General features: G+C 35.0%; 11 protein-coding genes and 1 tRNA gene. 5 read left to right on the forward strand and 7 right to left on the reverse strand.

The genetic code is table 11. From position 1 onward, the window contains the following. Positions 1-6: 6 nt before the first annotated feature. The 5 genes from E0H99_RS10470 to E0H99_RS10490 all read right to left on the reverse strand — a co-directional run bounded on the left by E0H99_RS10470 (position 7) and on the right by E0H99_RS10490 (position 9,140). A complete protein-coding gene (locus E0H99_RS10470; RefSeq protein WP_131994934.1) occupies positions 7-882 on the reverse strand; it encodes a hypothetical protein in 876 nt (291 codons plus the stop codon). A gap of 172 nt (positions 883-1,054) precedes the next feature. Beyond that, complete coding sequence (locus E0H99_RS10475; protein ID WP_131994937.1) at positions 1,055-1,558, reverse strand: DUF6882 domain-containing protein; 504 nt, start codon at positions 1,556-1,558, stop codon at positions 1,055-1,057. A gap of 237 nt (positions 1,559-1,795) precedes the next feature. Further along, positions 1,796-5,449: a phosphoribosylformylglycinamidine synthase gene (gene purL, locus E0H99_RS10480; protein WP_131994940.1), complete on the reverse strand. Its 3,654-nt coding sequence runs from the start codon at positions 5,447-5,449 to the stop codon at positions 1,796-1,798. A 91-nt stretch (positions 5,450-5,540) separates the two neighbouring features. Continuing rightward, positions 5,541-7,379, reverse strand: a complete 1,839-nt coding sequence (locus E0H99_RS10485) for an endonuclease (protein ID WP_131994943.1) — start codon at positions 7,377-7,379, stop codon at positions 5,541-5,543. 234 nt (positions 7,380-7,613) lie between these two features. Continuing rightward, complete coding sequence (locus tag E0H99_RS10490; protein ID WP_131994946.1) at positions 7,614-9,140, reverse strand: hypothetical protein; 1,527 nt, start codon at positions 9,138-9,140, stop codon at positions 7,614-7,616. Between the two features lie 137 nt (positions 9,141-9,277). Here E0H99_RS10490 and E0H99_RS10495 point away from each other — a divergent pair, with 137 nt between their 5' ends. The 5 genes from E0H99_RS10495 (at position 9,278) to E0H99_RS10515 (ending at position 13,291) form a co-directional block, all read left to right on the forward strand. Then, a complete protein-coding gene (locus E0H99_RS10495; RefSeq protein WP_131994949.1) occupies positions 9,278-9,712 on the forward strand; it encodes a PaaI family thioesterase in 435 nt (144 codons plus the stop codon). A 40-nt stretch (positions 9,713-9,752) separates the two neighbouring features. Next, positions 9,753-10,832: an isochorismate synthase gene (locus tag E0H99_RS10500; RefSeq protein ID WP_131994952.1), complete on the forward strand. Its 1,080-nt coding sequence runs from the start codon at positions 9,753-9,755 to the stop codon at positions 10,830-10,832. An 84-nt stretch (positions 10,833-10,916) separates the two neighbouring features. After that, a complete protein-coding gene (bshB1, locus tag E0H99_RS10505; protein WP_131994955.1) occupies positions 10,917-11,633 on the forward strand; it encodes a bacillithiol biosynthesis deacetylase BshB1 in 717 nt (238 codons plus the stop codon). Positions 11,634-11,707: 74 nt separating this feature from the next. Continuing rightward, positions 11,708-11,783 (forward strand) — tRNA-His (locus E0H99_RS10510). Positions 11,784-12,094: 311 nt separating this feature from the next. Continuing rightward, on the forward strand, positions 12,095-13,291 hold the full coding sequence (locus tag E0H99_RS10515) for a PAS domain-containing sensor histidine kinase (RefSeq protein WP_131994958.1): 1,197 nt from the start codon (positions 12,095-12,097) through the stop codon (positions 13,289-13,291). Between the two features lie 192 nt (positions 13,292-13,483). Here E0H99_RS10515 and E0H99_RS10520 read toward each other — a convergent pair whose 3' ends face one another. Then, positions 13,484-14,497: a M28 family metallopeptidase gene (locus E0H99_RS10520; protein ID WP_131994961.1), complete on the reverse strand. Its 1,014-nt coding sequence runs from the start codon at positions 14,495-14,497 to the stop codon at positions 13,484-13,486. Positions 14,498-14,502: 5 nt separating this feature from the next. Beyond that, positions 14,503-15,516 (reverse strand): DUF3667 domain-containing protein, encoded by a 1,014-nt coding sequence (locus E0H99_RS10525; protein WP_131994964.1) that lies wholly within the window; start codon positions 15,514-15,516, stop codon positions 14,503-14,505. Between the last annotated feature and the right edge of the window lie 58 nt (positions 15,517-15,574).

Below are 15,574 nucleotides of genomic sequence, written 5' to 3' on the forward strand. Positions count from 1 at the left end.
TGATTATCATCCTTTAAATTTTACATCATTTTTAATTTCATTTCGGATATATGATTTTATCTTTTCTTCATTTTGTAATTCAGCTTTTCTCCAAATAGTTATGTTGTGAGCATTGTTCAAATATTCCAAATTTAAGTTGCCAGATTTCAAAAACGCGAACTTGATTTGAGATTTTCTGTTCTTGCTTAAAAATTTATATCGGTTAATGTTCATAAAAATTTGTTCATATTTTGAGTAAGCGACTACCAAAAATACAAATGGAATAAATAAGATTGTTAACAATGGAGAGAGGAAGAATGACTTTAAATTTTTAACTGTGAAAAGTTCTGATGGAGATTTGATTAGTCTATATAGTACATAACCAAAAATTGCAAAACCAATGTAAGATAAAATTAGATTTAAAAATTTTATTACTTTTTCATTTTCATTTTTTTTCTGTTGAGCTACTATTACTAAAATCGAAATAAGTGTTGCAAATGGGATTAATAACATTTCTTTTATCAATGAAAAGTTATAATTACCTGCAATGAATTCCAAGATAATATTTACTGTGAGTAGTTTTAAAAGAATATTTTTAAAATCATTATTGCTTTTAAGCTTATTAAAACTAAGAAGCATAACAAATCCTGATGTCAAAAGCCAAAAAAGAAAATCTTTAAATAAGGATGTTTCCCACAATCCTATTGAATACAAGAAATATATAATAACACTTAAATATAGCGCCATTGTACAGTAAATATATGTTAGTTGTTTTGCAAAAAAAGATTTAATTAAATGTGTTGAAGCTGAAATATTCACAAAAAACATTGCAACAACAATTAACAATGTCCAAAAGACAATGGATATTTCTCTGTTAGAAAAAGATTCTAAAAATTCTGTCATTTGATAACTGTTTATTCGTCATGCATCATAGCGCACAACGTCCCGCTATTACAGCGGGTTTGGGACTAAATTAAGCCCTATTTTCGGATTTGCCAAATCATCCCAAATACAAAACCAACTTTCCATCAAGCCAATTGGCCAAATCCGTTGTAGTAGCTGTTACCAGCAGTATTTATTTTCTCAGGTCATTTATTTCTTTGTAGATAACAAATGTAAAAGTGTTTTCTAATGGTAATCTGTAAGCTCCTTTTGCTTTCATTAAATAAGCTGAAATTGCGGTCATTTCCCATCCATCATATTCATCTCCAAACCATTTTTTCTTTGTTAAAGATTCTAAATTATTCACTTCGCCAAAGCTTTTCACAGCTTCAATTTCGGTTTTTATTTTTGGCTCTAAATGTGGGTTTGCCCAACTCCAAAGCCAAGTTCCACTAACTTTAGAAATACTTCCAACTTCTTCGTATTGTATTTCTACAATTTTATTTTTAGTTGCTGAATTTGAAAAAGTAAGTATTCCAGTTTCTTGGTCGTAAAACCAATTTTCATAACTATGAATTTCAAAAATTTCTTCAACGATTTTTTGCTGTTCGTTTAAATACTTATAAGCTTTTTTACTAAGCGATTCAAATTCTGAAGTTCTGTTTGGCGTTTCTAAATTTATATTTTCAATACTCATATTTTTCGAATACTTTTTGCAGTTTAGTTCAGCTATTATTGCTGGTAACTTGTATATAGCCGCTACAAAATAGCGCATATACATCTTATTTTGGGTGGATAGCCGCTACTGCGTAGCGTATTACTTTCAAATATACACTTTAATTATTATCTTACAAATCATCAAAAAGGCTTTTAAATTAATTTCATAAAAAAAGCGCTCCTTTTCAGGAACGCTTTCAATATAGTAATCAAAAAATTATTTTTTATCCATCCATTTTCTGGCGTTGACAAAGGCTTCATGCCAAGGAGAAACTTCATCGTTTCGGTCTTTTGGATAATGTGCCCAGTTCCATTGGAACGTAGAACGCTCAATGTGAGGCATCATAACCAAGTGACGTCCTGTTTTGTCGCAAAGCATCGCAACGTCAAAATGAGAACCGTTTGGATTAGCTGGATAGCCTTCATAGGCATATTTAGAAACAATATTATAATTTTCTTCACCCATTGGTAAGTTAAATTTCCCTTCACCATGGGAAACCCAAACTCCAAGTGTACTTCCTGCTAATGAAGAAAGCATCACTGAATTGTTTTCCTGTACGGTTACCGATGTAAAAATACTTTCGTGTTTGTTACTTTCGTTGTGCAGCATTTTTCCGTGTACATCATGCTCCGGATTAATCACTTCCAATTCCATAAACAATTGACAACCGTTACAGATTCCAACAGATAATGTATCTTCTCTTTTGAAGAAATTGTCTAAAGCTGTTTTTGCTTTTTCGTTGTATAAAAAAGCTCCAGCCCAACCTTTGGCAGAACCCAATACATCTGAATTCGAGAATCCTCCCACAGCACCAATAAACTGAATGTCTTCTAAAGTTTCACGACCTGAAATTAAATCGGTCATGTGAACGTCTTTTACATCAAAACCGGCTAAGTACATCGCATTTGCCATTTCACGCTCTGAGTTACTTCCTTTTTCCCGGATAATAGCTGCTTTGGGTCTTGGTTTAGAATTATCGATAACTGGTTTTTTTCCTGTAAAATGTGTTGGAAAAGTATAGTGTAACGCTTGGTTTTTGTAATTGTCAAAACGCTGCTGTGCTGTTCCGTTCTTCGATTGTTTTTGGTCTAATAAAAATGATGTTTTATACCAAATATCTCTGTATTTTGCAATGTCTAATGTACAAGGACCAAAATCTAAAGTCGCTTCAGTAGTTGCTGATCCTAATTTGTAGAAAGAAACGGTATTGGCGTTTAATTTAGATTCCACTTCAGCATCCGATTTTGCTTGGAAAACAATTCCGATATTTTCTGCAAAAAGGTATTTGATGATGTCTTTTTCTTCGAAAACAGAGAAATCTATTTTAGCTCCCAAATTCACATCGGCAAAACACATTTCCAATAAAGTAGTAATCAATCCACCACTTCCAATGTCATGTCCTGCAAGGATATTATTATCTAAAATTAATTCTTGAATTGTATTGAAGGCTCTTTTGAAAAATGCAGCGTCTTTAATCGTCGGCACTTCTTTTCCAATGGTGTTCAACGTTTGTGCAAACGAAGAACCACCTAATTTGAAATCATCTTGTGACAAATTGATGTAATAAATAGAACCGCCATCTCTTTGTAAAACGGGTTCTACTACTTTTCTAATGTCAGTGCAATTCCCACCTGCTGAAATAATAACCGTTCCCGGTGCAATTACTTCTTCATTTGGATATTTTTGTTTCATGGAAAGGGAATCTTTTCCGGTTGGAATATTGATTCCCAATTCGATTGCAAAATCAGAACAACCTTGCACTGCTGCGTATAAACGAGCATCTTCTCCTTCGTTTTTACACGCCCACATCCAGTTGGCAGAAAGAGAAATTCCATCTAAACCATCTTTTATTGGAGCCCAAACAATGTTAGACAATGCCTCCGCAATAGCAGTTCTGCTTCCCGCAACAGGATCAATCAATGCCGCAACAGGAGAGTGACCAATCGAAGTTGCAATTCCTTCTATTCCTTGGTAATCTAAGGCCATTACACCGCAATTATTCAATGGTAATTGCAATGGACCAGCACATTGTTGTTTGGCAACTTTACCACCCACACAACGGTCTACTTTGTTTGTCAACCAGTCTTTACAGGCAACCGCTTCCAGTTGAAGGACTTGCTCTAGATACGTGGAGATGTTTTTCTTGTCGTATGTTAAATCAGTATAATTTCTCTCAATTGTTTTGTCTGTCATCACCACTTTTGGAGAACTTCCAAAAAAGTCTTCCAAGGCAAAATCCATTGGTTTAGCACCTGTTGATTTTGATTCGAAAGTAAAACGGTGGTCTCCGGTTACGTCACCTACTTGATACATTGGGGAACGCTCGCGGTCGGCAATTTTTTGTAATAAATCGATATTTTCCTTCGCGATAACCAATCCCATTCTTTCTTGAGATTCGTTCCCGATTATTTCTTTTGCCGAAAGGGTAGGATCTCCCACAGGCAATTTATCTAAATCAATTAATCCACCGGTATCTTCCACTAATTCCGAAAGACAGTTTAAATGTCCGCCCGCTCCGTGATCGTGAATAGAGACAATTGGATTGATATCACTTTCTACCAAACCACGAATGGCATTGGCAGCACGTTTTTGCATTTCTGGGTTCGAACGTTGGATGGCATTCAATTCAATTCCTGAACTGAAAGCACCGGTATCTGCTGAAGAAACTGCAGCTCCACCCATTCCGATTCTATAATTTTCACCCCCAAGGATAACAATTTTATCGCCTGTTTGTGGTTTTTTCTTAATCGCTTGATCTAATTTTCCGTAACCAATTCCACCCGCTTGCATAATCACTTTGTCGAAACCTAGCTTGCGCGCGTCTTCTTCGTGTTCGAAAGTCAGGATAGAACCTGTAATTAACGGTTGCCCAAACTTATTTCCAAAATCAGAAGCTCCGTTGGATGCTTTGATCAAAATATCCATTGGGGTTTGATACAACCATTTTCTTTCGGTCATACCGTTTTCCCATGGTCTGTTTTCGGCTAAACGAGAGTAAGAAGTCATGTAAACTGCCGTTCCTGCCATTGGCAAAGAACCTTGTCCACCTGCTAAACGATCCCGGATTTCTCCACCAGAACCCGTTGCAGCTCCGTTGAAAGGCTCTACCGTTGTTGGGAAATTATGTGTTTCTGCTTTTAATGAAATAACCGAATCAAATTCTTTTATTTCATAAAAATCAGGTTTGTCAGCGCTTTTTGGAGCAAATTGTTGCACACGTGGCCCTTTTACAAAAGCAACGTTGTCTTTATAAGCCGAAACAATATCGTTAGGGTTTTCCTGGGACGTTTTCTTGATTAATTTGAACAAAGAAGATTCCTTTTCTTCGCCATCAATTATAAATTTTCCGTTAAAAATCTTGTGACGACAGTGTTCTGAATTGGCTTGTGAGAAACCGAAAATTTCAGAATCCGTTAGTTTTCGTCCTAATTTAATCGCTAAGTTATCCAAATATTCTACTTCATCGGGACTTAAAGACAACCCTTCTTTTTGGTTATAGGTTGCAATATCATCGATATCCAAAATAGCTTCCGGAAGTACGTTGATAGTGAAAATATCTTGATTTAGCTCGGCATATTTTTGCGAAAGCATGGGGTCAAAATCAGAAAAATCAGCTGTTGCTTTCTGAAATTCTTCGATTCGAATGATTCCTGTAATCCCCATGTTTTGGGTGATCTCAACGGCATTCGTGCTCCAAGGCGTTATCATTGTGGCGCGAGGACCAACAAAAAAATCCGTCAGAACGGATTTTTCTATTTTATTTGAATCGGCAAAAAGCCAGTTAAGTTTTGAAATGTCTTGAGCCGAAATTTCGTTTTGCGTTTGTACTGCAAAAACAGTTTTGCTTTGGTTTTCAAAGAAATGGATCATTGTTATGTAGTTTGTTGTATTGCGGTGCAAATTTAGTCAATTAAGATTAAATTTTGGGTAAAAAAAAAGCGGCAATTTGCCGCTTTTTTAATTAATTGATTATTAATTTCTTTATGACCGAATTTGAATCGATGGTTACTCGAACTAAGTACGTTCCTTTTGCACTATTTGGCAGCGTAATTTCTGATTTGGTACTGTTCTCTTCACTGAAAATTTTCTGACCAATAATGGAATAAATTTCGATAGAATATATTTTATTCGAATTGTTGATTGAGAAATTTCCATTAGATGGATTTGGATAGAGAGCAATATCATTTATATCTAAAGTGACACTGGTTTTTGGTGTTTTTTCAACCATACGGCTTCCTAAATTATTACAAGTATCCGAAGTGTAAGAATCCCATTGGGTTGTTTTATTGAAAGTAGTCGTTGGAGACGTAACGGTAGCTTTTCTTCTGATTGTTTCGTCAGCGGCAAAGTTTGCAGTTCCGCCGTTAAAAGTTCCAATGATGTCAATTAGGACTCCATTTTTGAATAAACCTACGGCATCATTTCCATTAAAAGTCATTTCAGTTGCTGAGGTAGATAGGTTTGCAGAACTTATAGGATAACAGCTAGAAGCCATTGAGCTATTTACAATAGTGAATTTACTGCCATTATTCAAAGTTCCTGTTAGGGCTAACCCTGTACTCCAAGCACCGGCTCCATTCGTTTGTTTTTTGATGCGATAAATAGAGAGGCTGATTGCTGCACCCGTTGCATTTGAAATCTCCAACGCTTTATTGTTTGATGAGCCTTCAATATATTCTGAAAACAATAAATCGGTTGCTGTTGCCCCCCCGCCTGTGGCACTAGTTGTCACATTTACCGTGTTACTTGCTCCAGAAATATTCCCTGCAGTATCTTTAGCCTTCACCGAGAAAGTATAGGCTGTTGAAGCTGTTAATCCAGTGATAGTAGTTGTTGTTCCGGTTACTGTTGTTTTTAAAACACTGTTCATGTACACATTGTATCCAGTTACTCCAATATTATCAGTGGAAGCATTCCAACTTAATGAAACGGAATTTGATGTAGTTGCAGAAGCTACTAAACTCGTTGGGGTAGAGGGTGCTTGTGAATCAGCCGTTGGATTCCAAATAGACTGTACATATTCAGGATGATCTATGTAAGGATTTCTATTGTTTTGGGAGGCATAAATAGCATTGTTACGGTCAATTTCTCTAACACTTACCGGATCTTGATTGTGCCATGTTATAAGCAGGTTCAAGAATGCAGTTGAAAATACTTGGTTACTGGTTCCATTGAACATAGCATAAGAATAACCCGAAACAGTATTTTCATAACGGGTAGCAAAATAAAAATACATTCGAGCAATATCACCTTTAAATTCATTGATTGGTTCGAAAACTGTTCCAGAGTATCCAGCAGTAGTACTCGCTCCAAGTTTACCTCCATTTAAGGACGTCCAAGTTGGAGAAGCTACCGTTCCGTGCGGATAATTAGAACGTTGTCCGTTTACTTTCCCGTCTGTAGGGGTTATAAAATGAGCATCTGAGACCATTGGAGCTGCGGAACCAAAAGTAGACTGCGGAATGATATGTTCTCTATTGTAGCAATCACCTTCTGTACTATAACTACCACATCGTTGGGTGGTACCGGCTGAATAATTGTAAGGATCCGTTCCTGTGGGATTTTCAGAATACATATCTAATATAGTAGCATCATTTTCAAAGTAATAATCCCTGTCTGAGGTCTGGTAAATAGTATACAAGCCCGAATATCCGTTATCGGTATGTCCTTTGATGATGTTGTATAATTGTGTTTTTAAGGTGTAGCCCGTTCCGGAAGCACTCGTGTAATAGCCACTTGGTATTTGTGCAATACCAGCAGTGAAGAATAGCAATAATAATACAGAGTAGATTTTTTTCATAATTTAAAGTTGTTTTGGGTTATTGGGGTTGTTACAATTTTAAAAACTTGATTTCCAAATCTTAAAATACTGAAGACACGCAAATTTATAACTTTTTTGACGGTTTGTGTTAAGGAATTGTGAATATAATTATGATTTTCTTAACATAATTATAAACGTATTGTGATGTCATAAACCAATTTTATTATTTGAATAAACTGTTTAATGACGTGATATGGCGTAATGCAGAGCGGTTTATTTTGGGAACACTTTGTTTTGGTAAGCGCCCAAATCTGGAGGTAAAGTCCTCGTGTTTCCTAAAATATCTAATGGAATCAGATACGCCGTGTTTCCTTTAGCGAAAGCGGCAGAAGTTTCGTCAATATTGAATTTGTTCTGTGACACATTTAGAAATTTTGGGGCCTTATTCAAAATTATGACATTGTAATGTGTTGGATCTGTATTGAATTGATAATTAGGATTCGTTGTAAATTGGTTGGATACGTTATCAAATTTAAGCAAACAATTGTTGAATTGGTATTCGAAAGCAGCGCCTGTTTTTTTGCTTAAACTCATTTCGTTTGAGTACGACCCATAGATGATGCAGTTGTTGAATGTTGCTGCTGTCAGATCTTTTACTTCCGGAACTACTCCCAAAATATAATTACTGACAAAAACTGCCACTTGCTGTGAACTGTTCCAGTTATTATTGAAGGTACAATGTGTAAACGAATAATTCCCTCCATAAGAACAGGCTAAACTGGCTTGTCCTGCATTATTGATAACTAAATTTTCTCCGTTAATTTTTGCGGTCTGCGCCAAAATTCCGTAGTTACTGCTATTGTAAATTTGGGTGTTTTTGATAGAAACGGTTGTGCCATCATTGTTTTGAATCAATAATCCAATAGTAGCATTTTTAATGGTGAGGTGATTCAACTTATTATTGGTACTGCCATCGGTAAGCCAAATGGTACCCCATTGTCCCGGTACATCCGAAAAATCAGGTTCTAATCGGTCACCTTCAAAAATGACTTCATTTTCTAGTTTATCAGTTGTTGATAATGTTCCATTAATATTTATGGAGGCATTATTGGCTACAATAAGTCCAGAATTAGGATGGAAATGAACTCTGGTTCCTGCTTCAAAAGTGGCCGTTTTATTAGAAGCAACAGCTGCGTAGCCATAAATCACATACGGTTTATCATTGGTAAACAGTAATTCATTTCCATTTACGGGATCATTTTCATCAAGATAAAATCCATCTATTTTTTCGTCTCCAATAGGAAGTGTTTCAGTCGTTCCATCGGCAAAACGTTTTGGATAAAGGAAAATAGCGTCTTGTATAAGTGTTACCAGCTCTACATTTTGGAGGTTTTCGCCACTGTCAAACTGAATTTGATCGGTGTATAAAAAATCACTTGCGTTAGCATCAGTGATATTAGCAGTGGTTTCTATAAAAATATACAAACTGTCTTTCGCTAAAAGATTGATATTATTGAAAATTTTTCCGTTTGTTCCCTGCATTCCATCAACAGTCATTCGGTATTTTGAGTTTAATCCTTTACCTAATTTAATGCTTGGAATAGTGATGTCCTTTTTACTTTTGTTGTACACTTTGAGTCGGTATGTACTGGAACCTATGTTGGTAAAAACGGTATCTAAATATATTGTGTCTTTCGAAAATTTCAAATCGCCAGTGCTTGCTACAGTCTCAAAATCGGAACGACAGGAAAAAATAGAAAGCAATATTCCAATAAAAAACAGTAATGTGATGGGACGCATTTAGTTGTATTTTTTGTAAAAATAGGAAAAATCTAATAGTATTGGGAATGATTTTAAGATTGAATTTAGAATAACAATTGCATTTACTATTTTGTGACTTATCTTTTAATTATTTTTACATTTTAAAAAGCTACTCTATGACATTAGATAAAGATAAAATGCTTGAATACTGTAATCAGTTTTCAAAAAACACGTTGATGGAAACTTTAAATATTGAATATATAGACGCTGGCGAAGGTTTTTTAGTGGCTAAAATGCCTGTAAACTCATCTGTTCATCAACCCATGGGATTGTTGCATGGTGGTGCTTCGGTGGCTTTGGCCGAAAGTGTGGGAAGTGCCGCTTCTCATTTTTTTATTAATGACAAAGAGCAGGAGGTACGCGGAATCGAAATTTCGGCGAATCATTTAAAAAGTATTCGTGAAGGATTTGTTTTTGGAACGGCACGAATTATTCATAAAGGAAGAAGCCTGCACCTTTGGGAAATTAAAATCACGGATGAAGAAGGAAATTTGGTGTCGCTTTGCAAATTGACGAATATGGTTTTGACCAAAGAAAAAAATAAAAATTGACTGTAGTTTTTCATTGATATCCATTTAAAAAATTTAGTATATGATTGATTTTTTTATAAAAGTAAAACAGCAAAAAGCTCAAAATTTACCTTTTGTATTATATAGAAAACCAAATGATATCAAGTTAGTTGGTTTTTTTCAAAATAATGACCATTTATATTTTGCTGAAAATTTTGAAGAAACAGGTTTTGTTTTTGCTCCTTTTGAAGGCAGCCAAATGATACTTATCCCTAAAAATCAGTCTGTAAAATGGGAAGCCCTGATTACTTCTTTTAAAGAAAATGAGGATTCTGATTTCACAGATTCAGAAGATAGGCTAGCTAAAGAACATTTTGAAAAGCTTGTTCAAAAAGGGATTGATGCTATTGCAAAAGGGACTTTGAAAAAAGTGGTTCTATCCAGGAAAGAAATCGTTGATTTATCAAATTTTGATTTAGTTTCAATTTTTGAAAAATTAATCCAAAGTTATCCAACTGCTTTTTGCTATTGTTGGTTTCATCCAAAAATAGGATTATGGATGGGTGCTACACCTGAGCGATTGCTGAAGGCCAATAATAATACGTTTGATACGATGGCATTAGCCGGAACGCAAAAACTACAAGGTGCGAAAGAAGTAGTGTGGGAGAAAAAAGAAATGGAAGAACAACAGTTTGTTACCGATTTTATTTTGAATAATCTAAAGAACCTGACTTCTGAGGTGGCGGTTTCCAGCCCATATACATTACAAGCGGGAACTTTAGCGCATATTAAAACAGATATTGAAGGGGTAATAAATGAGAATTCAAGTTTGAAACAAGTAGTTTCCGTTTTGCATCCAACACCCGCCGTATGCGGATTGCCAAAAGAGGCCGCTAAAGTCTTTATTTTAGAAAATGAGGGTTATGACAGAGAATATTATACTGGTTTTTTAGGCGAATTAAACAAGGAAGGATTTGACAAAGAAGAATTAAAATCCGATTTGTATGTCAATTTGCGCTGTATGCAAATCAAGATTGCTTCGAATCTCGCAATGACACAAGCACATTTGTATATGGGGTGCGGTATTACAAAGGACAGTATTCCAGAAAATGAATGGAAGGAAAGTATCAATAAATCGGCGACAATGAAAAGGGTATTGTAGGAGAAGTGAATAGTGAGAAGTGAATGTTAATAATAAGATATTGTGATTCAATAATGATAGCAATAAGTAATAAAGAGTAATAAAATGAAATTAGATATACTTGCTTTTGGTGCCCATCCTGATGATGTGGAATTGGGTTGTGCAGGAACCATTTTAAAAGAAATCTCCTTGGGAAAAACGGTTGGGATTATAGATTTGACCCGTGGTGAATTAGGAACTCGCGGTTCAGCTGAAATCAGAGATCAGGAAGCGAATGCTGCTGCAAAAATTCTGGGTGTTTCTGCACGTGAAAATTTAGAAATGCGAGATGGGTTTTTTGTAAATGATGAAATGCACCAATTGGAAATTATAAAAATGATCCGAAAGTATAAACCGGAAATTGTTTTGTGTAATGCAATTGACGATCGTCATATTGATCATGAAAAGGGAAGTAAATTGGTTTCGGATGCTTGTTTTTTATCTGGATTGATGAAAATTGAAACTACATTAGAAGGGGAGAAACAAACTGCTTGGAGACCAAAATTAGTCTATCATTATATCCAGTGGAAAAATATAGAGCCGGATTTTGTGGTTGATATTACAGGTTTCACCGATAAAAAAATAGAATCTATTTTAGCTTACGGTTCTCAGTTTTATGATGCGACTTCTAAGGAACCGGAGTCACCGATAACCAGTAAAAACTTCTTAGAAAGCCTGAATTACCGTTCCAGGGATTTAGGAAGGCTCACTGGAGTCGATCATGCGGAAGGTTTTACTGTAGAAAGATATTTGGCAGTCAATAGCTTAGGAGATTTGATATAAATTTGATGTAATTTTTTAAAAAAAATATTTGCAGAAGTAAACTTATGTCGTATATTTGCCACCGCTAAGCAAATGGTGGTTGTAGCTCAGTTGGTTAGAGCATCGGTTTGTGGTACCGAGGGTCGCGGGTTCGAGCCCCGTCTCCCACCCAGAAAGCAAAAGCTTCGAAGAAATTCGAGGCTTTTTTTGTGGGATAAAGTTTCGTGAGATTATAAGTGATATTTTATTGGCTTGAATATTGTAAAAGGAAATAGTATCACAGTGCAATCATAGAAGTCATGTAGGATTTCATTATCAAATAAATTAAGATAATAGCTTTTAGGCCGTACATTCTCCCGTTAAGGGTTATATTCTGTGTTTTACAGAAATCGTATTTTCTTTTGTGTATCTTTGAATGCATTGTGTAGTTAAATCAACCGAAAATAAGCTTTCAAAATTTTAAATATTATTTACATCATTTAATGGAAAACGAGAAAATTAATTCTAAAATTCTTAAAAGTAATTACATTCCAACAGCTGAGTTTTACAGCCAAATAATAGATAGTTTACAAGATTATTCGATTTTTACTCTTGACAATGAATTTATAATTAATAGCTGGAGTTCCGGAGCATCAAAAATCTTTGGTTATGAATCAGATGAAATTATAGGAGAACATTTTGATATAATTTTTAGAGAAGAAGACAAACAAAATGGTATTCCTAAAAATGAAATTGAAACGGCGTTAAAAGAAGGAAGAGCAACAGATAACAGATGGCATATTTGTAAAGACAAGAGTGAGTTTTATGCTTATGGTTTGGTTTTTCCACTTACAGGAATAGATGGAGGGCTATTAGGATATGTTAAAATCCTTCGCGACTTAACCGAAAGAAAGAAATCTGAAGATGCCATAAAAAAATATGTAAAAGATCTGGAAGATCTAAATACACATAAAGAAAGTGTTCTTGCTATACTTTCGCATGATTTGAGAAGTCCATTATCCAGTATTATTGCTACAACAGGATATTTGAAATCAAATTTCGAAAGGATGAAGCCGGATACAATTAAAGAAATGCTCGAGCTTCTTTACAAAGGATCAGTAGATGAGTTAAATATGTTAGACTACTTAGTCGAGTGGGCGAGAATAAAATACGCGGCAGAAGTCTTTTCTCCACGGAAAATTGAGCTTGTTGAGTATGTACAAAAAGTTTTTGATACACTAAATGATACTGCTTCTTTAAATACAATAAATCTGCATCATGATATTAAAGAGAATACCAGCGTTTTTGCAGATGGAAAAATGTTACTCTCTGTTATCCAAAATATAGTTTCTAATGCTATTAAGCATTCACTACCAGGAGGAGAAGTTGCCGTTTCTGCAAAAATTAATGATGATAAAATAATAGTTCAAATAAAGGATTACGGTGTAGGTATGTCTAAGGAAATCCAAGACAAACTTTTTACACCACAAGTGAATATACTTTCAAAAGCAAGGATAGAAAACAAAGGTGCCGGGATAGGATTATTATTAGTGAAAGGATTTTTAGAAAAAAACGGTGGTGAAATATGGGTTGAAAGTATTGAAGGAATAGGCTCTTCTTTTTATTTTACGTTGCCTCTTGAGGAACCTTTAAATAAAATTGATTGTGCAGATAAAATAGAATTTGACGAAAGAGTTTAAAAAATAATTGACCAAAAAAAAGAGCTTTGAAGTGATTCAAAGCTCTTTTTTTATGGGGTTTGCACAAGGGATAGCAGTGGAAATCCTTTTCTATCCTCAGGGTTTTACCCTGAAGGGATAGAAAAGATTGTAACGAATAGCCTGACCACGCTGAAACGCTAGTGAAAGCGTGGATGTGCCCAAATGCTCAATCTATTTTTTATCTACGATAGGTCTTTCGGTACGGTTTGCCAGTTCCCAAGCGGTTACAAATGCAAATTGAGCTCTTTTTGTTAACGCGTCGTATTCAATTTTGTCCGGACTGTCCGTTGGTTTGTGATAATCAGCATGCACACCATTAAAAAGGAATACAGAAGGAACTCCGTTTTTAGCAAAGTTGTAATGATCAGAACGCTCATAGAAATGGTTTGGATCTTTTGGATCATTGTATTTGTAATCTAAAACCAAATTTGTGTATTTAGCGTTTGCAAGGGTACAAATGTTATCTAAATCAGTTGATAATCGGTTTGCGCCAATAACGTATACGTAATTATTGCTGTCAGCATGTGCTTCATCACGACGGCCTATCATGTCAATATTGATATCTGTAATGGTGTTCGCTAAAGGAAACAAAGGATTTTCTGAGTAATATCGGGAGCCATGCAAGCCATGTTCTTCTCCGGTAACGTGAAGGAACAGCACGGAGCGTTTTGGACCGTGTCCTTCTTTTTTAGCGATTTGAAATGCTTGTGCAATTTCAAGTAAAGCAACTGTTCCTGAACCATCATCATCAGCGCCGTTATAAATCTCTCCATTTTTTGCACCTACGTGATCGTAATGGGCAGAAATCACAAGCACTTCATTTGGTTTCTCAGAACCTTCAATATAGGCCCAAATGTTTTCGGAATCCGGTAAGTTTTCATTGCGTTTTGCATTTAAGAAAGCAGCCGGAATTTTTTGGTAATAGTCAGAAGCACCAGTAGGAAAGGGAACGGAGTTTTTCTTATATTGATCGATGAGGTAAACACCTGCTTTCTTTTGTCCCGCAGATCCTGTCTCACGTCCTTCCATTTCATCTGAAGCTACAATGTAAAGGTGTGTTTTTAATTCGTCAGCGGTAATTGTATTCATGTATTTTGTAGGGTCGGTATTTGCTGTACTAATTTTTTGAGTGGTACAGCTTATGGTCAAAACTACCAGTAGACCTAATAAAGGGATTTTTTTCATATTGTTTAATGTAAATTGATAAATGTATAAATGGCAAAAAGTGATACTATAATTATGATTAGTATGAAGTTAATGAAAAACAGCAGGCTGCTTTTTATAAATGAAATGAAGCGTGTCTCACCATAAAAGCGATGGTGTGCCGGAAAGAAATAATAAATCATCCATCCGATTCCTATGAAATTACTGATTATCTGTATGAAAGAAACAAGGCTTAATTCTGCAAATGGTGACAATCCTTTGTTAATTAGGAACAATACTAAAAAGATCAATAATAAAAAAGAAAAGTAATGTAATGTAAAAATACCATGATCAAAGTAATACCAGCGTTTCTTGTTGTGGAAAAGCCACAGAAAAAAGGCAAATATAGGCATGAAAACAAAAAGGACTTTTGGTAAATTATGGGTAAAGGAGCTTATGAATTTTTCAATAATTTCGCTTTGTGTATTTTTTTCTTTAACTATTTGGATTTTTTTATTAATCCAATAGTTAAAATCGGACATCTTTTCTGATTTGGGTGCATTTTTTTGAATAGAGTCCAATTGTTCCACGGAATCATATCCAAACTTTATTAACTCGCCATCCTCTTTTGAAGCAGTTTGGCTTTTTTTAAGTGAATCATTTTGGGATATGGTATTCTGAAATGATTTGTTTTTAGTGGTAATGCTAGATTCCTTTTCGAGGTTTTTTTCTGGTGAATTGATTTCACTGGGGAAAATGGCAATTAATAGGAACGTGATAAAACTTATAAAGATGTACAATCTAACTGGAGCCAAATAAGACAATCGTTTTCCGGAAAGGTATTCCTTAGTCAGCGCTGAAGGTTTGAATAAAAGATTTTTTATGGTTCTCCAAAAAGCATTTTCATAGTGAGTTAAATCCTCAAAAAAATGAATAAAGAGGTGATGAAACGTCTTTCGGGTATCAGTATTTTCTTGTCCACAATTAGGACAGAATCTATTTTCTACCACATATCTGCAATTGAGACAGGTTTTGTCGTTTCTGATTTTACTTTTTGACATAAAAAAACAGTATGAATTCTAGACTTTTTATTGAATTTCAATCTATAAAACTAACAAA

This window comes from Flavobacterium sp. GT3P67 (assembly GCF_004349155.1).
Lineage (GTDB): Bacteria > Bacteroidota > Bacteroidia > Flavobacteriales > Flavobacteriaceae > Flavobacterium > Flavobacterium ranwuense.